This is a genomic window from Micromonospora sp. NPDC004336 (assembly GCF_053602615.1).
On record NZ_JBSGDY010000159.1, the window covers coordinates 1 to 14,715 of the forward strand.

A 14,715-nucleotide genomic window follows, 5' to 3' on the forward strand; every position below is an offset into this window, starting at 1 on the left:
GCCACGTCACCTGGCACCGCGACGACGACGGTTACACGCTGCGCCACGGACCGGCCGCCGCCCGGCCGGTCAGTCGCCGGGCGGGGTGCCGACCGTCAGCCGCAGCGTGTAACCGTCGTCGTCGCGGTGCCAGGTGACGTGGCTGCACGACTGGTAGGTGATCCAGAGGCCCAGCCCGCCCGGGGTGTCGTCCTTGGCGGCGGGAAGCAGCCCGCAGAACGGGTCCGCCGGCCCGTCGCCGCCGTCGCCGACGGTCGCCACGATGCGGTCGTCGCCGGACCAGAGCCGCAGCCGGACCGGCGGCCGGCCGTGCCGCAGCGCGTTCGTGACGGTCTCGCTGACCGCGACGACGAGATCGTCCAGGTCGTCGGCCGGCACCTGACCCCGGTCGGCCTGGTGGACGGCGGCCCGCGCCGCTGCCGCCGTCGGGTCGGCCAGCTCGATCAGCGGCGGTGCCGCCTGGAGGGGATCGGGCACGATCGCCCGGTTCTCCCGCAGGTACGCCGTGGGCGGCGTCCAGGCCGAGCTCGGCACGTGCCGGCCGTCGGCGGTCGCGAAGCGGGGATGGGTCCGGGCCACGTCCGCCAGCACCTCGGGCGGCGTGCCCCGGGTGTCGTACGCGCACATGCTCCACAGCGGGAAGTCGTCGTACGCGTGGTTGATCGCCGACTCGTAACGGGCCCACCAGTCCCAGGTCGCACCGAAGGCGTCCCGGGGCACCTCGCCGATGATCCGGATCTGCCGGGCGCCGGCGGCCACCTGCTCGGCGAGGAGCTGACGGTAGGACCGGATCGCGGAGGCGGGCCGCGCGTACATGTCGCCGCCGGGCAGGAACTCGACCCCGCACCGGGCCGGCAGCGCCGCGCGGACCAGCGCGGCGGTGTGCTCGCCCAGGGTCACGTAGGTGGGCTCGCCGGCATCGACGCCGCCGAGCAGGAACGGCACCGCCACGGCGAGCAGTTCGTCGTCGGAGTCGTACCGGACGGCCTCGTGGTAGTAACCGTGGTGCAGGGCGGGCGCGCCGGTCCTCATCGCGCGACCTCCACCCGGATGCCGGGCAGGTCCAGCAGGTCGACCAGGCGCGCCGCGGTCGGGCGGGCGGTGCGCAGCACGGCGGTCGCGTTGCGGCGGCGCGCGTAGTCGCCCAGGTGGGCCAAGGCGCGGTGGTCCAGGAAGCGCAGCCCGGTCGCCGACAGGACCAGCTCGCCGTCGGTGGGGCGCAGGTCGGCGCGGTCGAGGGCGGTGCGGAACAGCTCGTGGTTGGACAGGTCCAGCTCGCCGGTCAGCGCGGCGTGCCCGTCGTCGGGGGCCACGGCGTACAGCCGGAACAGCACGTCCTCGGCGTTCGTGTCGGGGTGCATGCAGGCCAGCTCGGCGACCGCCCGATCGCCCAGCTCGCGCCGGTGGTAGGCGCACATTGCCGAGAACGGCCAGGTCCGCATGTAGCGGTCGACGAGGTGCTCGTAGCGGGTGAAGCTCTCCAGCTGGGCCGGGGTGCGGACCATCTCGGTGGCCTCGGCGACCACGCGCAGCCCGGTGTGCCCGGCGGCGAGCGCCTCGTCGGTGGCCGCCGCGTAGGCGGCGACCTGCGTCGGCGGGTCGACGACGTGGCCGTGCGAGTACGTCGAGAAGAGCGGGATCACGGCGGCGGCGCCCCGGCGCACGGCCGCGGCGAAGCCGGGCAGGGCGTGCAGCCGGTCGACCACCGGGTCGGCGGCGTGCGGCGTGACATACCAGACGCGTTCACCGGCGGCCAGGCCCGCGAGCAGGTAGCCCTCCGCCTCGGCGGCGAGCGACTCCGGGTCCTCGTACGACCAGCAGAGGTGATCCCGCGCCGCGACCTGCCGCTGTCTGATGATCACGCTGACTGCCTCATGGCTACGAGTGTAGGTCGTCGCGATGCCGGCCCGGCCCGCCGAGCGCCGGTCAGGAGGGCCGGGTGCCGCTCAGCCGCGCGGTGCGGGGGAAGGACGCCCAGATGTTCTTGGTGTCGCCGGTCGCGTACCACCCGACGTCGAGGGAGAGGGCGCGGGCGAGTTGCAGGCCTCGGCCGCCGGCGCCGTCGGGCTGGGCGTCGGTCAGCTCCGGCAGCGAGCCGAGATCGTGGTCGGCGACGTCGAGGATGAGGCAGTCCTCGGTGGCGAGCAGCCGGACGATGGTCGGCGGGATCCCGTGTCGCAGGGCGTTCGTGGCGAGTTCCGTGGCGATCAGGACGACGAGCTCGGGGACCTCCTCCAGGGCCTCACCCTCGTCGAGGACGTCGCCGGTCAGCTCCTCGTGCAGGGACGCGCGCAGCCGGCGCAGGTCTCCCGCCTCGGACAACGTCCACCGCCGCAGCTCGACGGCCTGCGGCGGGGGTGGCGAGCTGCTGAGTCGGCCCATGGCTTCGTTGTACCCGATCTCCGCCCGACTCAAGCTCGGACGAACCGGTCAGCGCACCGGATCGTGTGTGCCGCGCGGCACGCCGGGCCGGCAGCGGCGCACCCGCTCGGCCGCCATCCGGCCACCGACCGCCAGGCCGTGCCGTTCGACCGCCGTCAGCCCGTACGCCCCGCAGGTCGGCGTGAACCGGCACCGGCCCGGCCAGTGCGGCGACAGCCACCGGCGGTAGCCCCGGATGGCCGCCACCCCGGCCCGGTCCAGCGCCGGCGCGCGGGTCGCGGCGGCCGTGGCCGACCCCAGCATCAGCAGCGTGGAGAAGAGGCCGAGGTCGCAGCAGTCGCAGCAGCCCTCCGGGTTCCTGGACCTCGCTGCCCCGGACTTGAACATCAGGTCCTGCTGCCGCCGGTTCTCGCGGGCCGTCTCCCACATGCGCCTGAACATGCGACCGATCATGAACGGCCGCCGCAACCGGGGCGCCGGCGCCCCCGGCCGGCCTTCGCGTCGGCGGGACCGCCCCCGCCGGGAGTCGTCGGGCGCGCCGGGGGCATGCCGGCGACCGTCGCGGGTAGGGCGGGGGCAACGACCGAGAGGAGAGTGCCGTGCCCAGCACCACGAAGCCGATGCTCGACGCGTACCCGAAGTCGATCAATCTGGACCGGTCCCGGCTCGCCGCCGTCATCGACGCCCTGAACGACTGCGCCCAGGCCTGCACGGCGTGCGCCGACGCCTGCCTGAGCGAGGACATGGTGGGCGAGCTGGCCAGATGCGTGCGGACGAACCTGGACTGCGCGGACATCTGCACGACGACCGCCCGGGTGCTGTCCCGGCACACCGGCTACGACGCGAACATCAGCCGGAGCCTGCTGGAGGCGTGCGCCACCGCCTGCGGGTCCTGCGCCGACGAGTGCGGCGGCCACGCCGACGAGCACGAGCACTGCCGGATCTGCGCCGACGCCTGCCGCGCCTGCGAGCGGGCCTGCCGGGAGCTGCTCGCCACGATGAGCTGACGGGGGAGGGGCGGGGCCGGTGCCCCGGCCGCCGGGGGCAAACCTCATCAGTCGGAACAATCGGAAGTATCGATCGCCGTGCGTGTCCTGCGCCGGACGTCGGCGGTTGTACCGGGCGTGACGGTGCGACCACGCGTCAACATCACGAGCCCGGCGGCGGCGTCGCCGGGCTGGCGGGCCCGGTGGGCGGAGCGGGAGAGCGGCCGGCGGTCACGCGCGTACGACGCCGACGTCGCCGCCTGGCGCCGGCGCGACGACCACCTGGTCCGGCTGCGGATCGAGGCGGCCGGGTTCCTCGGGTACGCGCAGCCGCGTACCGGCCTGCCGGTCGACCTCGACGACGACGAGGTCGTGTTCCGGGTGCTGCCGGCGGCGGAGCTGGTCGAGGCCGACGCCCGGCACGTGCCCGGACTGCCCGCGCCGGGCCTCGACGTGGCCGCGACCGAGATGGTGGGGGACGGCCGAGCGCTGCCGAAGGGACTGCGGGCGGTCGACGCCGGCCTGGCCGTCGTGACCGACCGGAGGGTGGCCTTCGCCGGCCGCGCGGGACGGCGCGAGTGGGCGTACGCGGACATGCCGGGCGTCGCGCACCACCCCGACGCGCCGGTCACCCTGCTGCACACCGCCGACGGCGGCCGGCTCGCCGGGCTGCGGGTGCCGGCCGCCGCCACGGTGAACTTCCGCTTCTACCTCACGCTCGCCCTGGCCGCCGCGACCGGCGAGCGCGCGGTCGTCGGCGCGCAGCTCGACGCGCTGCTCGCCGCGCACCGGCGGACGCGGCCGGTCCCCCCGCCACCGGTCGTGCCGGCCCAGGCCCCGCCGACCGCCCTGCGGCCCGACCGCCGGACGGCGCTCGCCGCCGCCGTCGCCACCCTGGCGTACGCGACACTGACCGCCGGCGCCCTCGGGTCGGAGCGGGTCGACCCGCGGTACCGGGCGGGCGGGTCCCCCATCGCCACGGCGGAACCGACCGTCGGCGCGGTCGGCATCCCGACCGCCGTCCGGGAGCCGGAGGCGATCGGGCCGGGCGTCGGCGTGACGGCGCTTCCCCGTGCCCGCCTCGCCGGTGTGCGGGCACCGGTCGTCCGGCAGGAGGTGGCCGGCCCGGGCGGGCTGCTCCCTGCGGCGGCGCCGCCACTTGTCGTTCCGGCGTCGGGCGACGCGCCGGCCGCGCCGGTCGACCCGACGCCGACCGCCGTGCCGCCGGCCCCCGTCCCGCCGCCACTCGGCTCACCCGCGCCCGGCGTCCCGGCGCCGACCACCGCGTCACCGGCGCCGGCCACCGCGTCACCCGCGCAGGGCGTCCCGGCGCCGGCCACCGCGTCGCCCGCACCCGAGCCTCCTGCGGCGGGCCGCTGCCTGGAGTTCCTGCCGCTGCCCCTGGTCGAGTGGCTCCGCTGCCCGTCGACCGGTCCCTGAGCGCGGCCCTCGCTGCGCGGCGACCCAGGCCCCGCCACCCGCCCCGTTCCCTCCCGTCCCCGGCGCCCGCGCACCGACAAGATTTTCTGTCTTGACAGGAACAATTGTCGGTGACAGGGTTGGGTCATGTTCGACATCGCTGTGATCGAGGACGCGGCGGCGGCCGAGGCGTCGCTGGACCCCATCCGGGCCCGGCTGCTCGCCGCGCTCGCCGAGCCCGCCTCGGCGACCATGCTCGCCGCCCGCGTCGGCCTGCCCCGACAGAAGGTCAACTACCACCTGCGCGCGCTCGAGCAGCACGGCCTCGTCGAGCTGGTCGAGGAGCGCCGCAAGGGCAACGTCACCGAACGCGTCATGCGCGCCACCGCCGCGTCGTACGTCATCTCGCCGACCGCCCTGGCCGCCGTGCGCCCCGACCCCTCCCAGGCCCCCGACCGGCTCTCCGCGCGATGGCTGCTCGCCCTCGCCGCCCGCCTCGTCCAGGACGTCGGCTCCCTCATTACCGGCGCCGACCGCGCGAACCGGCGCGTCGCCACCTTCGCCGTCGACGCCGACGTCCGCTTCGCCACCGCCGCCGACCGCGCGGCCTTCGCCAACGAACTCGCCGCCGCCGTCACCACCCTCGTGGCCAGATACCACGACGAGAACGCCCCCGGCGGCCGCGACCACCGCGTCGTGCTCGCGCTGCACCCCAGCGCCGAGCCCGCCCCGACCTCGTCCGGCACCAAGACCGACACCGACACCGACACTCCGATCGAAGGGCACTGACATGGGACACCGCTTCGAGCTGCACAAGGACGTCGAGCTGGCCGCCACCCCCGAGCAGGTGTGGGAGGCCATCGCCACCGGCCCGGGCCTCGACTCCTGGTTCATGGGTCGCAGCGAGATCGAGCCCGGCGAGGGCGGGCGGACCCGCCTGACGATGGCCGGCCACGTCGAGGAGGCGACGATCACCGCGTGGGAGCCCGGGAAGCGGTTCGCGGACCGCACCGAGCCGGGGCCGGACGGCACCTTCATGGCGATGGAATACCTCATCGAGGGCCGCGACCAGGGCAGCACGGTGTTGCGGCTCGTCCAGAGCGGGGTGCTCGGTGACAACTGGGAGACCGAGTACGAGGCGATGAAGGTCGGCTGGGACATGTACCTGGGGACGCTCGCCGCGTACCTGGCCCACTTCCCGGGCCGGACGGGCGCCCCGGTCTCGGCGTTCCGCCCCGGCGCCGGCGGGCCGGACGCGGTGTGGGCGGCGGTGACGCGCGCCTTCGGCATCGCCGGCCCGGTCGCCGAGGGGCAGCCGGTCCGGCTCGCCGTCGACGGGCTGCCGCCGGTCGAGGGCGTCGTCGACCTCGTCGGCCTCCCGACGTACGTCGGGGTGCGCACCGCCGACGGCCTCTACCGGTTCCTCTACTCCGGGGCCGAGCGGGGCGACGCCCTGGTCCTCGGCCACCACCTCTTCGCCGACGACCAGGACCCGGCCCGGGTCGAGCGGGCCTGGCAGGAGTGGGCGACGGCGCTGCCCATCGGCTGAGCCCACCGCCCCCGGCGCCCGTCGACCCGGCGGACGCCGGGGCGGCCCCCGGAGGACCGGGGGCCGCCCCGCCCGCCGGCGGGGCGCTTCTTGCATATCTGTGGCAACTGCGGGATGCTTGCGTTAGCGGTGGATCAAGATCGTCAGGCCGCGCGCCGGGGCCGGCCCCGCCGCGCGGAGCCGGTCCGGTCCGCCGCCGGCCAGGGCCGCCGCACTCCACCGTCGGCGATCCCGGCCCACCACCGTAGGACCCCGGCGTCGCAGGCGTCGGGGCCGTGCGACGAACCGACCCCGGGAGCATGCGATGGGTACGCCCGTGTCCGTGCGCGTGGCGGCGATGGCCGTCGGCGCTGTCCTCGCCGTGGCCGGCTGCACGTCCCCCACCACCTCGACGGCGGGCGCGGGGGCCGCCGGCACCCTCGTGGTGGCCACGGCGGGGGAGCCGGAGACGCTGAACCCGGTGCTCAACTACGGGGTCGACGGGGCCTCGCTCATCTTCGACGGGCTGGTCGGCCGCGACGAGCGCAACCAACTGGTGCCGGCGCTGGCGCGGGAACTGCCCACGGTGTCGGCGGACGGGCGGACCGTCACCGCGAAGCTGCGCGACGGCGTGCAGTTCCACGACGGCAGCCCGCTGACCGCGCAGGACGTGGTCTTCACCTACCAGGCGGTGCTGGACCCGAAGGTCGACTCCACGCTCCGCTCGGACCTGGACATGCTCGCCTCGGTCGCCGCGCCGGACCCGTCGACCGTGGTCTTCACGCTGCGCTACGCCTACGCCCCGTTCCTCCAGCGGCTGGCGCTGGGCGTCGTCCCGGCGAAGGCCCTCGCCGGCCAGGACATCAACAAGGCGGAGTTCAACCGCAGGCCGGTGGGCACCGGCCCGTACCGGGTGACGTCCTGGACCCCGGGCGACCGGCTCGTCCTCGCGGCCAACGAGAAGTACTGGGGCGGCCGGCCCGCCAACTCCGGCGTGGTGGTGGCGTTCGTCGCCGACGACAACGTGCGCGCGCAGCGGACGCGGGCGGGGGAGTTCGACGTGGCGGAGCTGGCGCCCAAGCTCGCCGCGGGCTTCGACGGGCTGGGCGGCTACCGCGTGCAGCGGGTGCCCACCGCCGACTACCGGGGCGTGATGCTGCCGATGGGCAACCCGGTGACCGGCGACCCGGCGGTACGGCGGGCGCTGAACGCGGCGGTGGACCGGGCCGCCATGGTCGACGGTCTGCTCGGCGGGGCGGGCGAGCCGGCGTTCGGGCCGGTCCCGCCCACGTCGGAGTTCGCCGAGCCGTCGATCGTCGGCAGGCCCGCCGCCGACCCGGCCGCCGCGACCGCCGCCCTCGACGCCGCCGGCTGGCGGCCCGGCCCTGACGGCATCCGCGTGAAGGACGGCCGGCCGGCCGCGTTCGCGCTGATGTACCCGGCGACCGACAGCCTGCGCAAGGAGCTCGCCCTCGCGGTGACCGCCGACGCCAGGAAGGTCGGCATCAAGATCACTCCCGAGGGGCTGACCTGGGACGCGATCACCCCCCGGATGAAGAGCGACGCGGTGGTCATGGGCTACGGCACGCCGTACGACCCGGACTTCGTCACCTACAAGCTGTTCGGCTCCGCCTTCGCCGGCCAGGGCTTCTTCAACCCCGGCTTCTACCGTTCGCCCGTCGCGGACGAGGCGTTGCGGGCCGGCCGGGACAACGCCGACCCGGCCACCCGCAAGGCGGCGTACGCCACCTTCCAGAAGCAGCTCGCCACCGACCTGCCGTGGGTGTTCCTCACCTACCTCCAGCACACCTACGTGGTCAGGGACGGGGTCGCCGGGGTGACGCCGCGCGTGGAGCCGCACGAGCACGACGTGGCCAACAGCCTCTGGTGGAACATCCACACCTGGACCCGGAAGTGACCGCGCCCGCCCCGACCGCCCCTGCCGCCCGCCGCCGACGGCTGGCGGGAGCCGGGGCGGTGGTCCGTCGCCGGCTGCTGGTGGCCGTGCCGATCCTCGCCGCCACCAGCGTCGGCATGTTCGCCCTCGGCGCGGCCTCGCCGATCGACCCCGCCCACCAGTACGCGGGCGCGGCGGCCTTCACCACCAGCGAGGAGAACCTGGCGCAGATCCGGGCCAACTGGGGCGTCGACGACCCGCTGCCGGTGCAGTACCTGCGGTGGGTGGGCAACCTGCTCCAGGGCGACCTGGGCTGGTCCACCAGCCGCCACGAGCCGGTCACCTCCGTGCTCGCCGCCCGGGCCGGCTGGACCCTGCTGCTCGTCGGCGCCGCCCTCGCCCTCGTCCTCGTGGCGAGCCTGCTGCTGGGCACGCTCGCCGCGTACCGGCGGGGCGGCTGGTTCGACCGGGCGCTGCGCGCCGCCGCGTACGCCGTGCAGTCGATGCCGGTGTTCTGGATCGGGCTGGCCGCGATCGCCCTGTTCGCCCTCACCCTCGGCTGGCTGCCGGCCGGCGGCCTGACCGACGTCACCGCCACCGGCACCGACCCCGTCGACGTGGCCCGGCACCTCGTCCTCCCGGTGGGCGTGCTGGCGGTCGCGCAGCTGCCGTGGTTCGTGCTGTTCATCCGGGACGCCGTCGCCGAGAGCCTCCGCGACGACCACGTCCTCGCCGCCCGGGCCCGGGGCCTGCCCGGCCGCACCGTCCTGTTCGGCCACGCCCTGCGTACCGCGCTGCTGCCGTTCCTCACCCTCGTCGGCACCCACCTGCCCGAACTCATCGGCGGCGCCGTCCTGGTGGAGACCGTGTTCTCCCTACCGGGCCTCGGCGCGGTCACCGTCCAGGCCGCGCTGGGCAGCGACTTCCCGCTGCTGGCGGCCACGACCCTGGCCACCACCGTCGTGGTGCTGGCCGCGAACCTGACCACCGACCTCGCCTACGCCGCCGCCGATCCACGGGTACGCCTCGATGACTGACCTCGCCCTGACCGCCCGGCTCCGGCGGTCGAAGCCGCGTACGGGTCGTGCCGGTGCCGCCGTCGCCTGGACCGTGCTGGTCGGCGCGGGCCTGGCCTGCCTCCTCGCCCCCGTCCTCTGGCCGCTCGACGAGAGCGCGGTGGACCTGGCGCGTACCCGGCTCGCACCGTCCTGGGCGCACCCGGCCGGCACCGACGACCTGGGCCGCGACGTCGCCCACCGCAGCCTCTACGGCCTGCGCGTCTCGCTGCTCGTCGGGGCGGTCGCCGCGCTGGTGGCCACCGTGATCGGCGGCCTCGTCGGTGCGGTCGCCGGCGCCCTCGGCGGCTGGGTCGACCGGGTGCTGATGCGGACGGTCGACACGATCGCGGCACTGCCGCACCTGCTGCTGGGCATCTTCATCGTCGCGATGCTGCGGCCCAGCCTGAGCGCGGTGATCGTGTCGATCGGGCTGACGCACTGGCTCTCCACCGCCCGCATCGTCCGCTCCGAGCTGCTCAGCCTGCGCACCCGGCCGTTCGTCGACGCCGCGGTGGCCGGCGGCGCCAGCCGCACCCGGGTGCTGACCCGGCACCTGCTTCCGCACGTGCTGCCCCGGCTGGCCCTGGCCACCACGCTGATGGTGCCGCACGCCGTCTGGCACGAGACCGCGCTGTCCTTCCTCGGCCTCGGCCTGCCCCCGCACCTGGCCTCGATCGGCAACATGATCAACGACGGCCAGCGGTCCCTGCTCACCGGCGCCTGGTGGGCCAGCCTTGTCCCCGGCCTGCTCCTCGTCGTCGTCACCCTGGCCCTGGCCGTCCTCACCGGCCGGTGGCGCGACCGCCTCGACCCGCGCGTACGAGCGGAGCTGAACCTGTGACCACCACCCGCGACCGTCGCTCCGCCACCGCCAGGGCTGCCGCTGCCACCACCGTTGCCGGCGCCGATCGCGTCGCCGTCGACCCACGCCCCGCCCTGCTGGAGGTCGACGGGCTCACCGTCCGCTTCCAACTGCGCGACGCCGTGGTGCACGCGGTCACCGACCTGCGCCTGACCGTCCACCCGGGCGAGCTCCTGGCCGTGGTGGGGGAGTCCGGCTGCGGCAAGTCGGTGCTCGCCCACGCCCTGCTCGGCCTGCTCCCCGGCAACGCCACCGTCTCGGGCCACGCCTGGCTGCGTCCGCCCGGCGGGGACCAGATCGACCTCGTCGGCTGCACCGAGCGCCGGCTCGCCCGCACCGTACGGGGTCGCGCCGTCGGGCTGGTGCCGCAGAGTCCCGCCACCGCGCTGACCCCCGTACGCACCGGCCGGCGGCTGCTGGTGGAGACCCTGCGCGCGCACGGGCACGCCCGGCGGGACGCGGCCACGGTCGCCGAGCGGCTCGCCGCCGACGTCGGCCTCGACCCCGCCGACCTCGACCGCTTTCCCCACGAGTTGTCCGGCGGCATGGCGCAACGCCTCGCCACCGCCCTGGCGCTCGCCCCCGACCCGCCGCTGCTGCTCGCCGACGAGCCCACCACCGGCCTCGACCGGCCCCTGGTCGACCACACCCTCGACCTGCTGCGCCGCCGCTGCGACGCCGGCTCCGCCGTCCTGCTCATCACCCACGACCTGGCAGCCGCCCGCCGGGTCGCCGACACCGTCGCCGTGATGTACGCCAGCCGGATCGTGGAGCGGCGGCCCACCGGGGCGCTGTTCGACGCGCCCGCCCACCCCTACACCGCCGGCCTGCTCGACGCGCTGCCGGAGCGGGCGTTCCGCCCCGTGCCCGGGCACCCGCCGATGCTCACCGACCTGCCCGCCGGCTGCGCCTTCGCCCCGCGCTGCGACCGCGCCACCGACGTCTGCCGCACGCCGCCCCCTCCGGGCACGGACGGGCCAGGCCAGGTCGCCTGCCACCACCCGCTGCCGATCGGAGCGCCGGCATGACCGCCACCGACCGCGCGGGCGCCGCGCCGAGCCCCACCGGCGCGGGTGCCGTGTCGGGCACCACCGATCGCCCGGGTGCCGCGTCGAGCCCCACCGGCGCGGGGGCCGTGTCGGGCACCACCGATCGCCCGGGTGCCGCGTCGAGCCCCACCGGCGCGGGGGCCGTGTCGGGCACCACCGATCGCCCGGGTGCCGCGCCGAGCCCCACCGACCGCGCGGGCGCCGTGTCGGGCGCCACCGGCGGCGCGGGCACCGCCCCGAGCCCGACCGGTGCCGCCCTCGCCGCCCACCAGGTCACCGTCTCCTACGGCCGGCAGCGCGTCCTCGACCGCGTCGACCTGCACGTCGGCCCCGGGGAGACGGTCGGGCTGCACGGGCCCTCGGGCAGCGGGAAGTCGACCCTGGCCCGCGTCCTCGCCCTGCTGCACGCCCCCGACGCGGGGCACGTCTCCCTCGACGGGCGCCCGGTCGCCGGCGTCCGCCACCGGCTGCCGGCCGCCGTCCGTACGCGGGTCGCGATCCTGTTCCAGTCTCCCCGGGCCGCCACCGATCCACGGCTCAGTCTCGCCGACATCGTCGCCGAACCGCTCCGCGCCACCGGCGTGCCGGCGGAGCAGGCGCGGGCCCGCGCGGCGGAGCTGGCCGACCTCGTCGGCCTCACCCCGGACCTGCTCGCCCGCCGCCCGCACGCGGTCAGCGACGGGCAGCTGCAACGGGCCTGCCTCGCCCGGGCGCTCGTGCACCGGCCGGCCTACCTGCTCTGCGACGAGGCCACCGCCATGCTCGACGCCTCCACCCAGGCCCACCTCGCGGCCGTCATCACCGACTACCAGCGCGAGCACGGCGCCGGGGTCCTGCTCATCACGCACGACCCGGCCCTGATGGCCCGCTGGGCCACCCGCGTCGTCGACCTGCCGGCCCCACCCGCCTGAACCGGCCGCGCGCCGTGGCGGTCCGCCCGCCTGAACCGCCGCAGTGGCGGTCCGCCCACCCTGAACCGCCGCAGTGGCGGGCCGCCCGGCTGAATCGCCGCCGTGTCGGGCCGCCCGCCTGAATCGCCCTGGTGGCGCGGGCGCCCTCGCCTGGCGCCGACCCCGCAGCCCGGGCGCGGCCGCGATGCCCGGGCCGGTAGCGGAGCCGGCCTGCCGTCGCGGGCGTATGTCCAAAAAGGTCGGTCACGGGCGGTGACAACCGTCGACGGTCTTTGGCACAATCGCCGCATGACGGTGCCGCCTCGGCCGGATGCGCCCGACTCCGCTGGTGCGGCCGCGCAGAGCGCCGGTCTCCAGACACCGGCCACGCCCCAGCGTAAGACGGCGATCATCGTCGGGGTGGTCGCCGCGGTGCTGATGCTGTGTCTCTGCGGTGCGTGCGCCGTCGTGGGCGGGGTCGTCGCGTTCTCCGATCGCGGGGACGTGGCCGAGGTGGCCAGCGCCGACGACTATTCGACCGATCCGACACCGACGGAGACGCCGTCGCCCGACGGTTCCACCTCGTCGCCCGACGGTTCCACCTCGTCGCCGGTCGACCCGCCGGAGACCACGGAGACCGTCCCGGATCCGCCGGCCAGGATCGGGCAGTGCATCGTCGTCAACGAGCAGGGGGACTTCCTGGGAATCGGCAACTGCAACGGCACCCGGGGCACCTATCGCGTGCTGTCAGTCGACTACTCCAGAGGGCAGTGTGCCGACCCGGATTCGCCCTACATCACCGAGGACGGCTATCGCCTCTGTCTTGAGCTGCACCTGGTGCGCAACTACTGCTACAAGATCCCGAAGAAGGGTTGGATCGTCGGTGCCGTGAAGTGCGAGGCGCCCGGCACGGTCTGGGTCATCGACATAGTTCCCGGTGCCAAGGACGACAGGCAGTGCACGCGGGAGAAGCGGTGGAACCGCTGGTACCGCTTCACGAACCCCACCGTCGTCTACTGCGTCATGAAGTACTGATCGGCCGCCACGGCGACCGGGCAACTCCGCCCCCGCCGGCGGCGAGGGCCGGTCGGCCGAGGTCTGCCTGCTCAGGCCGCCTCGGCCTTGAGCTGGTGGATCTGCTGCCGCAGGGCCTCTTCGGCCGCCGGCGGCTGTGGCTCACCCCGCTCGCGCCGCCAACGGGCGAACGCCAGGTCGAGCTGCGCCGCGTGCAGGCGTTTCATCCGCCGGTACGCCGCGGGGCTCTCCCACAGCAGCGTGTGGAGCCGCAGCAGGAACCGTCGCGGTGGGTCGACGAGCACCGGAACCTCGGCCGGGGTGACCGCGTCCGACCGGCTGGCCGCCTCGGCCCGCAGTTGCCGGTGCAGCGACCCGGTCTCGTGGCGTAGCGCCAGGACGACGAGGAAGAGCAGGACGGCGAAGGACGGGCCCTTCAGCACGATCAGGTTGACCGGCTGCGCGACGAACAACTGGATCATCGGATCGTCCGACTCCCAGTAGAAGTGGCCCATCGCGCAGATGTCCCAGACCAGATGGGCGGCGACGGCGAAGGCGAAGCCGCTGGCGGCGCACGTCACCCGCCGTGGCCAGCTGCTGAGCTGCGTGGCCAGTCCCACCCCGGCGCCGATGATCCCCGTGTACGTGGCATGGCTGACCAACAGCCCGGTGACCTGCCGATACCAGTGCTGGTAGAGCACGACGTCGAAGTCCTGCGTCATGTAGGACATCGACTCGGCGAACTGGAAGCCGAGGCCGACGCAGGCGCCGACGACGATGCCGCCGAGCATGCCGTCGATCCGTCGCCAGGCCAGCAGCACGATCGCGGCGACGCCGGCGCCCTTGACGAGTTCCTCCGGGAACGCGGCGGCGGCCGAGTGAGCGATGATCGTCGCGGTGCCCGGCGGCACCTCCGCCGTGATGACGGTGTGCAGCATGACCTCGACCATGTGGGCGAAGTACGAGGCGACGAAGAGCCCCCAGGCGAAGGCCGCCAGGACCAGCCACCACGGTGGCCTGCGGTTGCGCTGCATGCGGCGGAACGTCCAGAGCGCGAAGACGGTCGTGGGGACGCTCAGCAGCGCGCCCCGCCAGGCCACGGCGACCGACAGGAGCGCGCTGAGCGCCATCAGGACCGCCGGTACGGCGAACACCAGCCCGGCGCCGACGGCGCAGGCCACGTAGCGGGTGCGCCGGGAGTTGCTCCGCGTGGCGACGGCCACCACGACGACGACGGCCACGCTCGCGGCCAGCAGGGTGATGCCGAAGCCCACGAGGTTCATCGCGCCGAAGATCCGCAGCTCGTCGTCGTCATCGCGGATCACGGCGACAAGTGCCGCGGCGGCGATCAGCGCCAGCAGGGCCCCGCCGATCGCGACGACGGCTCCGAGGCGATCGAGCCGGTACGCCCCGGGCGCCCCCGCGGTCGCCATCGCCCCCGCCCCCGCCGCCCCCGCCCCCGCCCCCGCCCCCGCCGCCCCCGCCCCCGCCGCCCCCGCCCCCGCCCCCGCCCCCGCCCCCGCCTCCGTTACCGTCGCCGTGGGCGCGGGCGTGGGCGCTTCGCCCGGGGTCGGCCCGGCGGACGCATCCGGGTGCCCGGCCGACGCCTCCGGGCGCCCGGCGGACTCGT

General features: G+C 75.6%; 15 protein-coding genes. 10 read left to right on the forward strand and 5 right to left on the reverse strand.

All coding sequences use genetic code 11. The features are described from left to right. Positions 1-69 precede the first annotated feature (69 nt). The 4 genes from ACWENR_RS24935 to yidD all read right to left on the reverse strand — a co-directional run bounded on the left by ACWENR_RS24935 (position 70) and on the right by yidD (position 2,823). The gene (locus ACWENR_RS24935) at positions 70-1,032 is read right to left on the reverse strand and encodes an anti-sigma factor RsbA family regulatory protein (protein WP_452279388.1); all 963 of its coding nucleotides are present in this window, start codon (positions 1,030-1,032) and stop codon (positions 70-72) included. Continuing rightward, positions 1,029-1,862 (reverse strand): MEDS domain-containing protein, encoded by an 834-nt coding sequence (locus ACWENR_RS24940; RefSeq protein ID WP_452279389.1) that lies wholly within the window; start codon positions 1,860-1,862, stop codon positions 1,029-1,031. The genes ACWENR_RS24935 and ACWENR_RS24940 overlap by 4 nt, the downstream gene beginning before the upstream one ends. 64 nt (positions 1,863-1,926) lie before the next feature. Next, on the reverse strand, positions 1,927-2,382 hold the full coding sequence (locus ACWENR_RS24945) for an ATP-binding protein (protein ID WP_452279390.1): 456 nt from the start codon (positions 2,380-2,382) through the stop codon (positions 1,927-1,929). Positions 2,383-2,430: 48 nt separating this feature from the next. Then, positions 2,431-2,823 (reverse strand): membrane protein insertion efficiency factor YidD, encoded by a 393-nt coding sequence (yidD, locus tag ACWENR_RS24950; protein WP_452279391.1) that lies wholly within the window; start codon positions 2,821-2,823, stop codon positions 2,431-2,433. A 158-nt stretch (positions 2,824-2,981) separates the two neighbouring features. On the opposite strand from yidD, the gene ACWENR_RS24955 reads away from it, so the two are divergent. The 10 genes from ACWENR_RS24955 (at position 2,982) to ACWENR_RS25000 (ending at position 13,106) form a co-directional block, all read left to right on the forward strand. Then, complete coding sequence (locus ACWENR_RS24955; RefSeq protein ID WP_452279392.1) at positions 2,982-3,389, forward strand: four-helix bundle copper-binding protein; 408 nt, start codon at positions 2,982-2,984, stop codon at positions 3,387-3,389. Between the two features lie 117 nt (positions 3,390-3,506). After that, a complete protein-coding gene (locus ACWENR_RS24960; protein WP_452279393.1) occupies positions 3,507-4,808 on the forward strand; it encodes a hypothetical protein in 1,302 nt (433 codons plus the stop codon). A 126-nt stretch (positions 4,809-4,934) separates the two neighbouring features. Next, a complete protein-coding gene (locus ACWENR_RS24965; protein WP_452279394.1) occupies positions 4,935-5,576 on the forward strand; it encodes an ArsR/SmtB family transcription factor in 642 nt (213 codons plus the stop codon). A gap of 1 nt (position 5,577) precedes the next feature. Further along, complete coding sequence (locus tag ACWENR_RS24970; protein ID WP_452279395.1) at positions 5,578-6,336, forward strand: SRPBCC family protein; 759 nt, start codon at positions 5,578-5,580, stop codon at positions 6,334-6,336. A 304-nt stretch (positions 6,337-6,640) separates the two neighbouring features. Then, positions 6,641-8,233 carry an ABC transporter substrate-binding protein gene (locus tag ACWENR_RS24975; protein WP_452279396.1) on the forward strand — a complete coding sequence of 531 codons (1,593 nt, stop codon included), beginning with the start codon at positions 6,641-6,643 and terminating at the stop codon, positions 8,231-8,233. Further along, positions 8,203-9,249 (forward strand): ABC transporter permease, encoded by a 1,047-nt coding sequence (locus ACWENR_RS24980; RefSeq protein ID WP_452279397.1) that lies wholly within the window; start codon positions 8,203-8,205, stop codon positions 9,247-9,249. Before ACWENR_RS24975 ends, ACWENR_RS24980 begins: the two co-directional genes overlap by 31 nt. Continuing rightward, positions 9,242-10,111 (forward strand): ABC transporter permease, encoded by an 870-nt coding sequence (locus ACWENR_RS24985; RefSeq protein WP_452279398.1) that lies wholly within the window; start codon positions 9,242-9,244, stop codon positions 10,109-10,111. Before ACWENR_RS24980 ends, ACWENR_RS24985 begins: the two co-directional genes overlap by 8 nt. Continuing rightward, complete coding sequence (locus ACWENR_RS24990; RefSeq protein ID WP_452279399.1) at positions 10,108-11,160, forward strand: ABC transporter ATP-binding protein; 1,053 nt, start codon at positions 10,108-10,110, stop codon at positions 11,158-11,160. The genes ACWENR_RS24985 and ACWENR_RS24990 overlap by 4 nt, the downstream gene beginning before the upstream one ends. Beyond that, positions 11,157-12,092, forward strand: coding sequence for an ATP-binding cassette domain-containing protein (locus tag ACWENR_RS24995; RefSeq protein ID WP_452279400.1), 936 nt, complete (start codon positions 11,157-11,159; stop codon positions 12,090-12,092). The genes ACWENR_RS24990 and ACWENR_RS24995 overlap by 4 nt, the downstream gene beginning before the upstream one ends. Positions 12,093-12,380: 288 nt before the next feature. Beyond that, complete coding sequence (locus tag ACWENR_RS25000; protein WP_452279401.1) at positions 12,381-13,106, forward strand: hypothetical protein; 726 nt, start codon at positions 12,381-12,383, stop codon at positions 13,104-13,106. 71 nt (positions 13,107-13,177) lie between these two features. Here the strand turns inward: ACWENR_RS25000 and ACWENR_RS25005 are convergent, their stop codons facing one another. Next, a complete protein-coding gene (locus ACWENR_RS25005) occupies positions 13,178-14,518 on the reverse strand; it encodes a PrsW family intramembrane metalloprotease (RefSeq protein ID WP_452279402.1) in 1,341 nt (446 codons plus the stop codon). Positions 14,519-14,715 lie beyond the last annotated feature (197 nt).